At 68.0% G+C, this 14,152-nt stretch carries 16 protein-coding genes; 1 reads left to right on the forward strand and 15 read right to left on the reverse strand.

Going from position 1 to position 14,152, the window contains the following annotated elements:
- Positions 1 to 76: 76 nt before the first annotated feature.
- From tatC to ACHBTE_RS07840, 10 genes are all read right to left on the reverse strand, one after another.
- A complete protein-coding gene (tatC, locus tag ACHBTE_RS07795; protein ID WP_394722735.1) occupies positions 77 to 958 on the reverse strand; it encodes a twin-arginine translocase subunit TatC in 882 nt (293 codons plus the stop codon).
- A 92-nt stretch (positions 959 to 1,050) separates the two neighbouring features.
- Entirely contained in the window at positions 1,051 to 1,341 is a 291-nt protein-coding gene (tatA, locus tag ACHBTE_RS07800; RefSeq protein WP_394722736.1) for a Sec-independent protein translocase subunit TatA, read from the reverse strand.
- 259 nt (positions 1,342 to 1,600) lie between these two features.
- The gene (locus ACHBTE_RS07805) at positions 1,601 to 1,795 is read right to left on the reverse strand and encodes a hypothetical protein (RefSeq protein ID WP_394722737.1); all 195 of its coding nucleotides are present in this window, start codon (positions 1,793 to 1,795) and stop codon (positions 1,601 to 1,603) included.
- A gap of 19 nt (positions 1,796 to 1,814) precedes the next feature.
- Positions 1,815 to 2,108 carry a hypothetical protein gene (locus tag ACHBTE_RS07810; protein ID WP_394722738.1) on the reverse strand — a complete coding sequence of 98 codons (294 nt, stop codon included), beginning with the start codon at positions 2,106 to 2,108 and terminating at the stop codon, positions 1,815 to 1,817.
- Positions 2,109 to 2,177: 69 nt separating this feature from the next.
- Entirely contained in the window at positions 2,178 to 3,206 is a 1,029-nt protein-coding gene (locus ACHBTE_RS07815) for a helix-turn-helix transcriptional regulator (RefSeq protein WP_394722740.1), read from the reverse strand.
- A gap of 19 nt (positions 3,207 to 3,225) precedes the next feature.
- Positions 3,226 to 4,179 (reverse strand): helix-turn-helix transcriptional regulator, encoded by a 954-nt coding sequence (locus tag ACHBTE_RS07820; protein ID WP_394722741.1) that lies wholly within the window; start codon positions 4,177 to 4,179, stop codon positions 3,226 to 3,228.
- Positions 4,180 to 4,349: 170 nt separating this feature from the next.
- Positions 4,350 to 4,721: an FKBP-type peptidyl-prolyl cis-trans isomerase gene (locus ACHBTE_RS07825; RefSeq protein ID WP_030053355.1), complete on the reverse strand. Its 372-nt coding sequence runs from the start codon at positions 4,719 to 4,721 to the stop codon at positions 4,350 to 4,352.
- A 64-nt stretch (positions 4,722 to 4,785) separates the two neighbouring features.
- Positions 4,786 to 5,772 (reverse strand): FKBP-type peptidyl-prolyl cis-trans isomerase, encoded by a 987-nt coding sequence (locus ACHBTE_RS07830; RefSeq protein WP_394722742.1) that lies wholly within the window; start codon positions 5,770 to 5,772, stop codon positions 4,786 to 4,788.
- A gap of 127 nt (positions 5,773 to 5,899) precedes the next feature.
- Positions 5,900 to 7,261, reverse strand: coding sequence for a Pup--protein ligase (gene pafA / locus ACHBTE_RS07835; RefSeq protein ID WP_394722743.1), 1,362 nt, complete (start codon positions 7,259 to 7,261; stop codon positions 5,900 to 5,902).
- Between the two features lie 9 nt (positions 7,262 to 7,270).
- Positions 7,271 to 8,530 (reverse strand): MFS transporter, encoded by a 1,260-nt coding sequence (locus ACHBTE_RS07840; protein WP_394722744.1) that lies wholly within the window; start codon positions 8,528 to 8,530, stop codon positions 7,271 to 7,273.
- Positions 8,531 to 8,714: 184 nt separating this feature from the next.
- Between ACHBTE_RS07840 and ACHBTE_RS07845 the strand changes: the two genes are divergently transcribed.
- Positions 8,715 to 9,731 (forward strand): LacI family DNA-binding transcriptional regulator, encoded by a 1,017-nt coding sequence (locus tag ACHBTE_RS07845; RefSeq protein ID WP_394722745.1) that lies wholly within the window; start codon positions 8,715 to 8,717, stop codon positions 9,729 to 9,731.
- 81 nt (positions 9,732 to 9,812) lie between these two features.
- Here the strand turns inward: ACHBTE_RS07845 and prcA are convergent, their stop codons facing one another.
- The 5 genes from prcA to dop all read right to left on the reverse strand — a co-directional run bounded on the left by prcA (position 9,813) and on the right by dop (position 13,995).
- Positions 9,813 to 10,583, reverse strand: a complete 771-nt coding sequence (prcA, locus tag ACHBTE_RS07850; protein WP_394722746.1) for a proteasome subunit alpha — start codon at positions 10,581 to 10,583, stop codon at positions 9,813 to 9,815.
- Positions 10,584 to 10,643: 60 nt separating this feature from the next.
- Complete coding sequence (gene prcB, locus ACHBTE_RS07855) at positions 10,644 to 11,489, reverse strand: proteasome subunit beta (RefSeq protein ID WP_394722747.1); 846 nt, start codon at positions 11,487 to 11,489, stop codon at positions 10,644 to 10,646.
- A complete protein-coding gene (locus ACHBTE_RS07860; RefSeq protein WP_394722748.1) occupies positions 11,441 to 12,034 on the reverse strand; it encodes an endonuclease VII domain-containing protein in 594 nt (197 codons plus the stop codon). The genes prcB and ACHBTE_RS07860 overlap by 49 nt, the downstream gene beginning before the upstream one ends.
- 32 nt (positions 12,035 to 12,066) lie before the next feature.
- Entirely contained in the window at positions 12,067 to 12,285 is a 219-nt protein-coding gene (locus ACHBTE_RS07865) for a ubiquitin-like protein Pup (protein ID WP_030955201.1), read from the reverse strand.
- Between the two features lie 198 nt (positions 12,286 to 12,483).
- Positions 12,484 to 13,995: a depupylase/deamidase Dop gene (dop, locus tag ACHBTE_RS07870; protein ID WP_394722749.1), complete on the reverse strand. Its 1,512-nt coding sequence runs from the start codon at positions 13,993 to 13,995 to the stop codon at positions 12,484 to 12,486.
- Between the last annotated feature and the right edge of the window lie 157 nt (positions 13,996 to 14,152).

Consider the following 14,152-nt stretch of genomic DNA (forward strand, 5'->3'; position numbering starts at 1 on the left):
CGGAACGCGAGCGGCCGGGTGCGCCCCGTAGGCGCCCCGGCCGTATCGTGCCCGGTCCGGTCCCGGTCAGGTCAGGTCAGGTCACGTCGTCGTAGCCGTTGACCCGCTCGGTGGTGCTCTGCTCGGGCAGCGCGCGGCTCGCGGACACGGCCTTGACTTCGCCGATGCCCTCGGGGGTCAGGTCGAGGTCAGAGGCCTCGTCGTCGGCCAGCTCTGCGTCGGGGTTGTTACGTCTGCGCCGTCGGTCGTTCAGCAGGGAGAAGGCGACCGCCATGAAGTAAAGGACGACGATAGGCCCGGAAAGGGCGATCATTCCTACGGGGTCGGTCGTAGGAGTGGCGACCGCGCCGAAGACGAATACGCCCATGACGACACCCCGCCACCAGCCGATCATGCGGCGGCCCGAGACGATGCCGACCATGTTCAGCATGATGAGCAGCAGGGGCAGCTCGAAGGCCAGGCCGAAGATCAGCACCATTCTGATGGTGAAGTCGAGGACCTCGTCCAGCGAAAGGATGTTGGCAGATCCTCCGGGGGTGAGACTGAGCAGCACCTTCACGCTGATCGGGAGGATGACGTACGCCAGATAAGCGCCGCCGGCGAAGAGCGGAACGGCAGCCGAGACGAAGATGTACGTGTACTTCTTCTCGTGCTTGTGCAGTCCGGGCGCGACGAAGGCCCACAGCTGGTAGAGCCAGATGGGGCTGGAGACGACAAGGCCGGCCATGAGGCTCACCTTGACCGTCGTGGTGAACGGCGACGTCAAAGTGTTGAAGGAGACGATGGCGCAATTGCCGCCGTCGCTGTTCGCCAGGTTCTCGCACTTCGGTACCGGATCGGCCAAGAACTGCATGAGCTGTTCGCTGTAGAACGCAGCCACAATCATCACGAGGACGATCGCGATGACAGCTTTGGTGAGCCGGTTGCGAAGCTCACGAAGGTGTTCCACGAGAGGCATCCGCCCCTCGGGATCCTTCTCCTCTTTGCGGGCAGACTTGAGCAACCCACGTTCCCATCTCGTGCGGCGGGCCGGAGGTCACCGGCCCTGCGTCAGCGCTTGGTCGTGTCCGTCGGCTCGTTGACCGGGCGCGAGCTGGTCACGTCGCCGGGGGCGGCCTGGATGATGCGCTGGCCCTGGGGCTGCTCGTCGTTGTTGTTCGGCGGGTCGGCCGGGGCGGGGGACTTGCTGCCGTCCTCCTTCATCGCCTTGGCCTCGCTCTTCAGGATGCGGGCGGACTTGCCGAGCGAGCGCGCCATGTCCGGAAGCTTCTTCGCGCCGAACAGCAGGATGATGACGACGAGGATGAGAATGATCTCGGGGGCTCCGAGCCTTCCGAACATAAGTCTTTACCTTCTCACCGAGGCGGCTGGGGTGGGGGTGCTGTCCCATCGTCGGACATGTGTCCGAACGACCGTGTTGACAGCGATCGTAACGCTCAGGGGTGAACGTCAGGCAATCCCCGTGCGTACTCCCTGTCCGCGGGCCGGGCCTCGTCTCCGTCCCGCGACCAGCAGCGTACCTGCCGCGCACGGCAGGTTGACAGGGCGAAGTGGCCCAAAACGCATGCGGCGCCGCACGCACACCCCGTCCCTGGCGGCGCTACAGCGAGTCCGCGGCCCGGGCCGCACTCAGGCTCGCCCGCTCCAGGTCCTCGGCCGCCCGGTTGATCCGTCGCGCGGAATCCGCCACCTGCCTGCCCAGGCGCTGCGCCTCCAGGAAGACCCGCACGGCGAGCACGCCGAGCACCACAAGACCCAGAAAACCCACAGCTACCGCGAACATCGGCCAGAACATGACGCGAGCCTAGACCGTCCTACACCGTGGAGTGCAGCCGCAGGGTCCGCACGCCGCCGCCGGTCAGCAGCTCGACGATCCGCTCCCCGGCCGGCTTGCGGACGGCGGCGCCGCAGTCGGGGCAGGTGAAGGAGTAGAACGTCGTACGGCTGCTCGCGCCGATGGCGAGACGCAGCGCGCCCGCGGCCAGCTCGAAGCGGCCCCGGCAGTCCGGGCAGCCCGCCTTGAACACGACCGGGGCCACGCTTCTCATCCCGGCGAACGCGGACGCCACCGTCATCTCCCGCACCCCGGACGTCGCCGACTCGCTCAAAGCCTCTGCTCCCGCCTGTCGCCCTGCCTGCCCGACCACGCGCCCAACCCGTACGCGCCCACTGCCTGTCTACTGTCCGTCGCGCACCGGATGCGGCACGTGAGCGCCGTGCACCTCGATCCCGTCGTACGCGGCCAGCGCCTCACGGGCCGCCTGACGGGCGCTGTCCGCCAGCTCGGGCGGGGACACGATGCGGCCGTCGCGGCCCAGCCGCAGCGCCAGGCGTCTGAGCGACGCCGGGTCCGGCGTACGCAAAGTGATACGCAGCCCGCCGTCCGGAAGCTCATCGGCGCTGTCGTGCGGGTAGTACTCGGCGACCCAGCGCCCGCCCGGGCCGACCTCGACGACGACCTCCGGGTCCTCCGCGGCGGGCTGCACCAGCCCCTCCGACAGATCCCGCAGCTCGACCTCGGGCGGCGCGGACGGCTCGTCCAGGATCTTGATCTCGGCGACACGGTCGAGCCGGAAGGTGCGGCGCGCCTCGGAGCGCCGGCACCAGGCCTCGACATAGGTGTGGCCGACGCTGACCAGACGGATCGGGTCGATCTCGCGTTCGGTAACCTCGTCGCGGGCCGGTGAGTAGTAGCGGATCCACAGCCGGCGCCGCTCGGAGATCGCGCGGTCGACGTCCGCGAAGACGCCGCCCTCGGACTCGAAGGTCACCGACAGCCGGGCGCTGGCGCCGGCCGCCTCCCCGGCCGCGGCCTCCACCTTGGCGGTGGCCCGCAGCAGCGCCTGGCGGTCGCTCTCGCGCAGTCCGGGCAGCGTGGCCACGGCCCGGGCCGCCACCAGCAGCGCGGTCGCCTCGTCGGCGGCGATCCGCAGCGGCTCGGCCGCCTCCGCCCCCAGAGCGGCGGGGTTGTGCCACCAGATGCGCTCGCCGTCGGTGTCGATGTCGAGCAGATCACCGCCGCGGAAACTGGTGCCGCACATGGGCAGCACATCGAGGTCGGAGACCAGCTCGTCCTCGGAGATCCCGAACGCCCGCGCCACGTCCTCGACACGCGCACCGGGGCGCTCCCTGAGATACGTCACCAGGGAAAGCATCCGCCGGGTCTGGTCGATGGCGTTGACGGGCCTGACCGGTTTGCCTGCCACTGTTCTGCTCCGCTCCCCCTCAGCCCTTGGCCACGGCACGCAGCCGGTCCACCACGTCGGCCCGCAGCTCCGCCGGCTCCAGGACCACCACGTCCGGCCCGAACTCCACCAGCCAGGCGTCCAGCCCGTGGCCGTACGGAATCTCCAACTCGTCCCAGCCGTCCCCGAGTTCCCGAACCGCCGTGGCCTTCGCCCGAAGGGGGTAGCCCGCGTCCGTCCGCAGCCGGATCAACGCCGACCGGTCTGCCGTCTCCCCCGCCCAACTCGCAACGGTCTCACGGACGGTGACGACATCGGGGACCTCGGCGGTGAAACGCCCGCCGCGCGAGCGCACCTTGCCGGTGATCCGGGACAGCCGGAACACCCGCTCCGCACCCCGGTCACGGTCCCATCCCGCCAGATACCAGTGCCCGCGCCAGCACTCCAGGGCCCACGGCTCGACATGCCGCGGCTCGGGGCGGGCGGCGGTCGCCTTGCGGTACTCGAAAACGACGGGGCGGCGGTCGCGGCAGGCCAGCATCAGCGGCTCGAACGCGGCCTCGTGCACCGGAATGCGGGGCTCCAGGGCGCCGTGCGCCCCATACGGGTCGACGTCCTCGGGCAATCCCGCCGCGCGCAGTTTCTGCAGGGCACCGCTGGCCGCGCCCGCGAGGCGGGCCTGCTGCCACACCTTGGCGGCCAGACCGAGCGCAGCCGCCTCCTCGGCGTCCAGCGTGATGGGCGGGAGACGGTTGCTGTCACGGCGAGCGAGATAGCCGACCTCCCCGTCGAGATTCTCGACGGTCTCGATGACCAGGCCGAGCTCGCGCAGATCGTCCTTGTCCCGCTCGAACATCCGGTTGAAGGAGTCGTCGCTGCCCGCTTCGACATAGGCCTCGATGGACTCGCGCAGCTCGCGCTTGCTCAACGGCCGCCGCGTCCCGAGCAGACACAGCGCCAGATTCATGAGCCGCTCTGCCTTGGCAATGGCCATCGACGCCCTTCGCCTTCCCTATGGTGCTTACGATCGATGACCGTACCGCCCCGGCGTGGCCTGGCAAAGCCGAGGGCCCATGCCCGGACAGGCATGGGCCCCAGGTAGTCGGGTCCGGTCGCACGCCGATCAGCCGTTCACCGACCGCGGGCGACGCTCAGCCGCGACGGTCAGACACCGAGCAGATCGACCACGAAGATCAGCGTCTCGCCCGGCTTGATCGCCGGGGTCGGGCTCTGGTTGCCGTAGGCGAGGTGGGCCGGGATCGTCAGCTGACGACGGCCGCCGACCTTCATGCCCTGCACGCCCTGGTCCCAGCCCTTGATGACACGGCCGCCACCCAGCGGGAAACGGAACGGCGTGCCGCGGTTCCAGCTAGCGTCGAACTCCTCACCCGTGCTGAACGCGACACCCACATAGTGGACGGTGACGGTCTGGCCCGCCTGCGCAACCGCGCCGTCGCCCTCCCAGATGTCCTTGATCTCGAGGTCCGCCGGCGGCTCGCCGCCCGGGAAGTCGATCTCGGGCTTGTCGATGCTCACGTCTAACGCTCCATGCTTGTTGTGGAAAGGCAACGGCCCCAGTCTTTCATCACGTGGGGCGGCGTCACATCTTCGCGAGGATGTCCACGGTGAAGACCAGCGTGGCGCCCTTGGCGATACCGCTGCCCTGCGGCGGGTTGTCGCCGTAGCCCAGCTCCGGCGGGATGACGATGAGCACCCTGCTGCCGACCTTCTTGCCGGTCAGACCCTGCGACCAGCCCTTGACCACCTGCTGCAGCGAGAACGACACGAGCTGCTTGTTGGCGTACGTCGAGTCGAACTCCTTGCCGGTGTCCCACTGCACGCCCTTGTACTGCACCAGCACCGTGTTCTCCGCGGCGAGCTCGTCGCCGTCGCCCTCGATGACGTAGTTCGCCACCAGCTTCTTGGGCGGGTCCGCCTTCGGGATCTCCAGGGAGGGCGCCTTGCCGTCGGTGTTGGTGCCGACCTTGGGCAGATCGGCGTCGTCCTGGGCGACATCGGCGCCCTTGGCCGAGCTCTTGGAGTTGAACGTGTCCTGGATGTCGACCACGAAGACCAGCGTGTCGGTGCCCTTGATCCCGGCCTGCGCATTGCCCTGCTCGCCATACCCCCAGGTCGGAGGCACCGCCATCTCGACCCGGCTGCCGACCTTCCGGCCCACCAGGGCATACCGCCAGCCATCGATGATGCGCCCCTGGGCGAGCTGGAAGAACCGCGGCGTCTTGCCGTCGTAGGAATTGTCGAAGACCTTCGCCGTGGCCCAGATCTGACCGAGATAGTGCGACTGCACGAAGTCGCCCTCGGCCACCGTCCTGCCGTTGCCCGCGATGACCGTCTTCACCGCGAGGTCCTTCGACGGCTCGCCGCTGCCCTTGGCGACCGTGGGCTTCTCGTTGAACTTGGTGCCCGCGGTGATCGCCGGCAGCGGACCCTCCACGATCTTCGGCGACGGCGCGGCCGACGCCTGAGGCGTAGAGGGCGACGCGCTGTCGCTCGCCTTGTCGTCGCCGCATGCGGCGAGCGTGACCATTCCTGCGGGTACGGCAATGAGAAGTGAGCGTCGGCGCACGGTGGGGGCCTCGTAATCGTCGATCTTGTGGATGGCGTGCGCGCAACTCTACGGCGTGAGAAGGGCGCCGTACGGTTAACGTACGGCGCCCGTGTTGCGTTCCTGACGACTGGTCGGAACGCCCTGCTCACATACCGGCGATCAGTTTCTCCACCCGGTCGTCCACCGAACGGAACGGGTCCTTGCACAACACCGTGCGCTGCGCCTGATCGTTGAGCTTGAGATGCACCCAGTCGACGGTGAAGTCGCGACGCTGCTCCTGGGCCCTGCGGATGAAGTCACCGCGCAGCCGGGCCCTGGTCGTCTGCGGCGGCACGGACTTGCCCTCGAAGATCTTCAGATCGTTGCAGATCCGCGCGGCCTGCCCCTTCTTCTCCAGCAGGTAGTACAGGCCACGACGCCGGTGGATGTCGTGGTAGGCGAGGTCTATCTGCGCGACCCTCGGATGCGACATCGTCATGTTGTGCTTGGCCCGGTACCGCTCGATGAGCTTGTACTTCATCACCCAGTCGATCTCGGTGCCGATACGGTCGAGATCCTCGGACTCGATCGCGTCCAGCGTGCGGCCCCACAGCTCCAGGACCTGCTCGACGGTGCCGGTGCGGATGCCGCGACGCTCACAGAAGTCCACGGCCTTCTCGTAGTACTCGCGCTGCACCTCCAGGGCGGAGGCCTCGCGGCCACTGGCCAGCCGCACCTTGCGGCGACCCGTGATGTCATGGCTGACCTCGCGGATCGCCCGGATCGGGTTCTCCAGCGTCAGATCCCGCATCACCGTGCCCGCCTCGATCATGCGCAGCACCAGGTCGGTGGCGCCGACCTTCAGCAGCATGGTCGTCTCGGACATGTTCGAGTCGCCCACGATGACATGCAGACGCCGATAGCGCTCGGCATCGGCATGCGGCTCGTCGCGCGTGTTGATGATCGGCCGGGAACGGGTCGTCGCCGAGGAGACGCCCTCCCAGATGTGCTCGGCCCGCTGACTGACGCAGAACACGGCGCCCCGCGGGGTCTGCAGGACCTTGCCCGCGCCGCACAGCAGCTGACGCGTGACAAGGAACGGAATGAGGATGTCCGCGAGCCGGGAGAACTCCCCGTGCCGGGCCACGAGATAGTTCTCATGGCAACCGTAGGAGTTGCCCGCCGAGTCGGTGTTGTTCTTGAAGAGGTAGACGTCGCCCGCGATTCCCTCCTCGTGCAGGCGTCGTTCCGCGTCCACCAGGAGTCCTTCGAGAATGCGCTCGCCTGCTTTGTCGTGAGTGACCAGTTCGGTCACGTTGTCACATTCGGGTGTCGCGTACTCCGGATGCGATCCCACGTCGAGATAGAGGCGGGCGCCATTACGCAGAAAGACATTGCTGCTACGGCCCCATGACACGACACGGCGGAAGAGGTACCGCGCCACCTCGTCAGGCGACAGGCGGCGCTGTCCCCTGAACGTGCACGTGACGCCGTACTCGTTCTCCAGCCCGAAAATGCGGCGGTCCATGACTGAACATTACGCCCGATCCCCTGAGCTGAAACGGGGTTCGACAGCACGGTTTGGATCATTTTCCGATGAAGCCGCAACAACCGCACCCCTGGCGGGAGCTGCGAGGACCCGCCCCGTGCCCAGCAGGACCAGCAGCGACACGGCCCCCGCGACCCCCGGCAGGGCGAAGCCCCACAGGGCCCCACCCCCCTCGACGACCGGCCCCGCGAGGCCCGTTCCCACCGACGCACCCACCGTGAACGTCGTCACCAGCCACGAGAACGCCTCGGTGACCGTCCCACGCGGCGCATGCCGGTCCACCAGAACGAACGCACAGGCGATGCACGGCGCGAGGAACACCCCCGCAAGCACACTCAACAACGTCATCGCGACCGGACCCGGCAACAGCAGCAGCGGCAGATAACACACCGCCAGAAGCGCCACCAGCGCCCGCAGTCGCCGCGCCGGCTCCCCGGCCCACTGCCGCGCCCCGTACACCGTGCCCCCGACCAGAGCACCCAGCCCCAGACCCGCCATCAGCCAGCCGTACACCGCGTCACCGCCGTGGTCGTCCGCGTACGACATCGCCGCGACCGCGATGGAACCCAGAGCCATCCCGATGAACAAGAACGACGCCAGCAGCGCGAGCAGCCCCGCCGAGCGAAGCGCCCCCAGCCAGTGCGCCTCACGCGGCGCCGAGCGCCACGCACGCGAAGGCGGCGACACGACCACCGAAAGGGCACCCAGCACCCCCACGACGTTCAGGACGAGCAGGGCCGCCTGCGCCGACCACAGCGACGCACACAGCGTCAGCAGCAACGGGCCGACCGTGAACATGACCTCCTGCGCCACCGCGTCCATCGCGTACGCCGCATGCACCTGCCCCTCCTTGTGGAGGACGGACGACCACAGCGCCCGCAGCCCGCCCTCCAGAGGCGGCGTGAACAGCCCGGCAGCCGCCACCGCCGCATAGGCGAGCGGCAGCGCACCGATGCCCGCGAACGCGAACACCGCCCCCGCCGCAGCCGAGGCCAGCGCCGCCGGCAGCTGCACCCGCGGCTGCCCGTACAGATCCACCAGCCGCCCCAGCACCGGCTGCCCCACCGCATTGGCGACCCCGTACACCGCCGCCAGCGCACCGGCCAGGCTGTACGAGCCGCCCTGCTCCCGCACGAACAGCACGATCGCGATCGCGGCCACCGCGTTCGGCAGCCGCCCTATCAGCGTGCCGACGAGCAGCCGGGCGGCATGCCTCGCCCTGAGGATCTCCACGTAAGCGCCGGTCATCGGCCGCGCCGCCCTCCGCACAGGTTTTACGTATAACGTCTCCCGTCATACGTACCATGTGCGCTGTTCACGAGTCCAGACGAAGGAACGGGCGCAAGGCGCCCACAGCCCCCGGGCACCGCACGACCTGACCCGGACCACGGCCCACACCCCGGACGACCACACGAAGAGGAGCAAGCGGACGGTGGCACACGGCAGCACCCGCCCCACCAGCCGGGACGTCGCCCAAGCCGCGGGAGTCTCCCAGGCCGCGGTCTCCCTCGTCCTCGGCGACAAATGGCGCGGACGAGTCTCCGAAGCCACAGCCGAACGCGTCCGCGAAGCCGCCCGCCGCCTCGACTACCGGCCCAACCTCGCCGCCCGCAACCTCCGCCTCGGCCGCACCCGCACCGTCCTCCTCGTCGTTCCCGCCCTCACCACCGAATTCTTCGCCGGCGTCTACACCGGCGCCGCCCGCATCGCCGCCCAGCACGGCTTCGGCGTCGTCCTCTACCCCTCCCCCGAAGGAATCGGCCCCGCCCGCGACCCCTTCGCCTCCGCCCAAGCCGCCCTCGACGGCGTCATCGCCTCCTCCATGGCCGCCGACGCCCTCACCGCGATCCGCGGCGACCAACTACCCCTCGTCATGCTCGACAGCGACCCCACAGGCAGCCTCGGCGCCGCCACGGTCAACCTCGACATCACCGACGCCATCCGCCAGGTCACCGAATACCTGCTCGGCCTCGGCCACCGGCGATTCCTCCACCTGGCCGCGGACGTCGCCTCCTGGACCTTCGAAGTACGCGCCCAGGAACTCGACACCCGCCTCGCCGAAGTCCCCGGCACCTCCCTGCTCACCGCCCGCGCCCCCATCTCCATCGAAGGCGCCCTCAACGCCGCCGCCACCGCCCTCGCCGCCAAGGGCCCCCGCCCCACCGCGATCATCTGCGACGACGACAAACTCGCCGCCGGCGCCTACAAGGCCGTACGCCGCCTCGGCCTGCGCGTCCCCGACGACATCTCCGTCACCGGCCTCGACGACCTCGCCCTCGCCACCGCCATCGACCCCGAACTCACCACCGTCCGACTCGACGCCGAACTCTTCGGAGAACGCGGCATGCAAGCCCTCCTGGCCGTCCTGGAAGGCCGCGTACCACAGGAGGGCGACATTCCCGTCCAGCTCGTCGTGCGAGGCTCCACAGCACCACCCAGCACGCCCTGAAGGACCCACTGAACGCGACTGTGCCCCGGCCGAGACTCGGACCGGGGCACAGCACACGCGCGAGACGCGGTTCGGGACGGACTACTCCTCCGACCCACCCGAGCCGTCGGCGTCCTCGCCGTTGTCGGCGCTCTCCGCCTCCGTGGCGGCACCGTCCGCCTCCAACAACCGGCCCAGCTGACGGCCGACGATGCGCTTGAACTTACGCGACTGCGGGCGCGTACGATCCAGCACCGCCACCTCCAGACGCTCAGCGGGAATCTCCCGCTGCGTGCCATTGGTGTCACGAGACAGAGCCTGCACAGCAAGCTTCAGCGCCTCGGCCAGACTCATACCGTCCTGATGACGCTGATCCAGATAGCTGCTGATCTGCTCCGCATTACCACCCACCGCGACCGAGCCGTGCTCGTCCACGATCGAGCCGTCATGCGGCAACCGATAGATCTGATCGCCCTCCGGCGTCTCCCCGACCTCGGCGACAACCAACTCCACCTCGTACGGCTTCTCCGCCGCGGAAGAGAAGATCGTGCCCAGCGTCTGCGCATAGACATTCGCCAGACCACGCGCGGTCACATCGTCACGGTCATAGGTGTAACCACGAAGATCGGCATACCGCACACCACCGATCCGCAGATTCTCGTACTCGTTGTACTTACCGGCAGCCGCGAAGCCGATCCGGTCATAGATCTCGCTGAACTTGTGCAGCGCACGGGACGGGTTCTCACCGACGAACACAATGCCGTCGGCATACTGCAGCACGACCAGGCTGCGACCACGGGCGATGCCCTTACGGGCGTACTCCGCCCGGTCGGCCATGGCCTGCTGGGGTGAGACATAGAACGGCGTCGACACCGGTTATCCGTCCCTTTCTGTCGAAGTCACAGGATCACCTTGATAAGACCGGGCCGCCGCCTACAGCAGCGAAGCCCGCGGGCCGTCGGGCTGCTCCAGACGCCGCTCCAGAATCGAACGGGCGATCTCGGAGGACTCGTCGTCGCCGAGCCGACGGAAACCGTCCTCGGTGATCACAGTGACGATCGGGTAGATCCGGCGGGCGACATCGGGACCACCGGTCGCCGAGTCGTCGTCAGCCGCGTCATACAGAGCCTGCACCACCAACGTCGTGGCCTCGGCCTCACTCAGGTCATCACGGAAGAGCTTCTTCATGGCGCCACGCGCAAAGATCGAACCCGAACCGGTGGCGGCGTAACCCTGCTCCTCGGAACGACCACCCGTGACGTCGTACGAGAAGATCCGCCCCTTCTCCCGGTCCACGTCATACCCCGCGAAGAGCGGCACGACCGCCAGCCCCTGCATGGCCATGCCCAGATTCGACCGGATCATGGTCGACAGCCGGTTCGCCTTGCCCTCCAGCGACAGCTGCGCGCCCTCGACCTTCTCGAAGTGCTCCAGCTCCAGCTGGAACAGCTTCACCATCTCCACGGCCAGACCGGCGGTGCCGGCGATACCGACGGCCGAGTACTCGTCCGCCGGAAAGACCTTCTCGATGTCGCGCTGGGCGATCACATTGCCCATGGTGGCCCGCCGGTCACCGGCCAGCACGACGCCCCCCGGGAACGTCACGGCCACGATGGTCGTGCCGTGCGGCGCCTCGATCACGCCCTGCGTGGGCGGCAGTTGGCGGTTGCCGGGCAGCATCTCGGGCTGGTGCTCGGAGAGAAAGTCCATGAAGGAGGACGACCCAGGCGTCAGGAAGGCAGCTGGTAGACGCCCGGTGCTACGAGTGTTGGCTTCCACGCGATTCCTTCCAAGTAAGCGGCGGCCCGGCGGACGGCGTCAGGATCGTCTCCCAACTTGCCGATGGCCGAATTGCAGTTGAAGCACAGTACGCCACGGACCCTACCCGTCTTGTGGCAATGATCCACATGAACGGCCGGAGCCTTCAGACAGATCACGCAGAGCCCCATCTGCGAGGCGACCATCTCGTCACGCTCGGCTTCGGTGAGGCCGTAGTGGCGTTTCAGGTGACCTGCACGGCCCTTCACGGCCTTGCACGACTTACATAGGGTCGCAAGGCCGTCCGAGGCACTACGGTTCCGCGTCCACTCACTGTGCGGCTTGATCTCACCGCAGGTGCGGCAGTACTTGTGACCTGCGGGCACATCCACTCTGCGCCGGACTCTGCGCCCCTTGGCCGCCTGCCTCTGCTGGTGGTACGCGGCTGCGCATTCCCTGCAGTAGGCCTGCAAGCCCTCGCGCATCGACTTGTTCTTGGCGAACGCTGCTCGCGGCTTACTTTCCTTGCACCGCGAACAGCGCTTCACGCTCTCTTCGTTTGCCAACGAAACGGCCCCCGAAACCTTCAATTCGAAGGCTACTCGCCGCCCTTCTGAACGAAACTACGAACGAAGTCCTCTGCGTTCTCCTCCAAGACATCGTCAATCTCGTCCAGGACCGAATCCACGTCGTCGCTCAGCTTCTCCTGGCGCTCCTTGAGGTCCTCCGAGGCCTGCGTCTCTGCCGCCTGCTCCTCGACCTCCTCGGTGGAACGCGTGGCCTTCTGCTGTCCGCCGCCGGTGTCCTTGGTTGCCATATCCCTCACCCCGCTCAGTTCGCCCGACATGGTCGACAGGTCGGCTTTCCTGCCGATCGGTGATGATCAGACCCTACAAGCCGGGTCCGACATCGGCCCCGCAGTTTCTCCAACGTACGGGGGCCATTTCGATGATTCCCGGACGCCGGGTTTTCCACCCTGCCGGGCCGGCGTCCGGCCGGCCCGGCACGAGTACCCTCAGTTGCCCGACAGGACCCTGACCAGGTCTTCCGCGGTGCGGCAGCGGTCCAGGAGCTCCTTGACGTGATTTCGCGTTCCGCGAAGCGGTTCGAGGGTTGGAACGCGCTGGAGGGAGTCCCGGCCGGGCAGATCGAAGATGACCGAGTCCCAGGAGGCCGCGGCGACGTCGTCGGCGTACTGCTCCAGGCAGCGTCCGCGGAAGTAGGCGCGGGTGTCCTCCGGGGGCTTGGCCTTGGCCTGTTCGACCTCGCTGTCGTCCAGGAGGCGCTTCATGCGTCCGCGGGCCGCCAGTCGGTTGTAGAGGCCCTTCTCGGGGCGTACGTCGGCGTACTGGAGGTCGACGAGGTGGAGCCTGGCGGCGTCCCAGTCGAGGTTGTCGCGGCGCCGGTAGCCCTCCATGAGTTCGCGCTTGGCGACCCAGTCCAGTTCGCCGGCGAGGCTCATGGGGTCGCGTTCGAGGCGGTTCAGGGTGTCCTCCCAGCGGGAGAGGACGTCTTTGGTCTGGTCGTCCGCGTCCGCGCCGAAGCGCTCCTCGACGTATTTGCGTGACAGTTCGTAGTACTCCATCTGGAGCTGTACCGCGGTGAGTGTGCGTCCGCTGCGCAGTGTGATGAGGCGTTGGAGTGAGGGGTCGTGCGAGACCTGGTGGAGGGTGCGGACGGGTTGGTCGACGGCCAGGTCGACGGCGATGAAGCTGTCCTCGATCATGGAGAGGACGAGTGCGGTGGTGCCGAGTTTGAGGTAGGTCGAGATCTCGGAGAGGTTGGCGTCGCCGATGATCACGTGGAGGCGGCGGTATTTCTCGGCGTCGGCGTGGGGCTCGTCGCGGGTGTTGATGATGGGGCGTTTGAGGGTTGTCTCCAGCCCGACCTCGACTTCGAAGTAGTCGGCGCGCTGGCTGAGCTGGAAGCCGTGTTCGTGGCCGTCCTGGCCGATGCCTACGCGGCCGGCTCCGGCGAAGACCTGGCGGGAGACGAAGAAGGGGGTGAGGTGGCGCACGATGTCGGAGAAGGGGGTTTCCCGCTTCATCAGGTAGTTCTCGTGCGTGCCGTAGGAGGCGCCTTTGTTGTCGGTGTTGTTTTTGTAGAGATGGATGGGCTGGGCGCCGGGTAGCTGGGCCGCGCGTTCGGCGGCTTCGGCCATGATGCGTTCGCCGGCTTTGTCCCACAGGACGGCGTCGCGGGGGTTGGTGACCTCGGGGGCGCTGTACTCGGGGTGTGCGTGGTCGACGTAGAGCCGTGCTCCGTTGGTGAGGATGACGTTGGCGAGGCCGATGTCCTCGTCGGTGAGCTGGCTGGCGTCGGCGGCCTCGCGGGCGAGGTCGAAGCCTCGCGCGTCCCGCAGCGGGTTTTCCTCCTCGAAGTCCCAGCGGGCCCGGCGGGCCCGGTGCATCGCCGCCGCGTAGGCGTTGACGATCTGGGATGAGGTGAGCATGGCATTGGCGTTGGGGTGGCCGGGGACGGAGATCCCGTACTCCGTCTCGATGCCCATTACTCGCCGTACGGTCATGCGGCCCTCCTTGCCCGGCGGCACCCTCGGTCGTGGGCGCCGCGCAGATACCGCTGGCGCTCGGTTGCGTGTGCGGTGCCCGTCCCCGCACTGCGCGACTCGGCGGTATGGAAGAGCCTAGAACGCCTCTGCGCTGGTGGGGAGATCATTTGCGTCA

Source organism: Streptomyces sp. M41 (assembly GCF_043673425.1).
GTDB lineage: Bacteria > Actinomycetota > Actinomycetes > Streptomycetales > Streptomycetaceae > Streptomyces.

Coding starts and splice junctions, on each gene's coding strand:
- pafA (WP_394722743.1), bottom strand. CDS start 7,261: ATGGACCGCCGCATTTTCGGGCTGGAGAACGAGTACGGCGTCACGTGC.
- tatA (WP_394722736.1), bottom strand. CDS start 1,341: ATGTTCGGAAGGCTCGGAGCCCCCGAGATCATTCTCATCCTCGTCGTC.
- tatC (WP_394722735.1), bottom strand. CDS start 958: ATGCCTCTCGTGGAACACCTTCGTGAGCTTCGCAACCGGCTCACCAAA.
- ACHBTE_RS07805 (WP_394722737.1), bottom strand. CDS start 1,795: ATGTTCTGGCCGATGTTCGCGGTAGCTGTGGGTTTTCTGGGTCTTGTG.
- ACHBTE_RS07820 (WP_394722741.1), bottom strand. CDS start 4,179: ATGGCCATTGCCAAGGCAGAGCGGCTCATGAATCTGGCGCTGTGTCTG.
- ACHBTE_RS07865 (WP_030955201.1), bottom strand. CDS start 12,285: ATGGCAACCAAGGACACCGGCGGCGGACAGCAGAAGGCCACGCGTTCC.
- dop (WP_394722749.1), bottom strand. CDS start 13,995: ATGACCGTACGGCGAGTAATGGGCATCGAGACGGAGTACGGGATCTCC.
- ACHBTE_RS07840 (WP_394722744.1), bottom strand. CDS start 8,530: ATGACCGGCGCTTACGTGGAGATCCTCAGGGCGAGGCATGCCGCCCGG.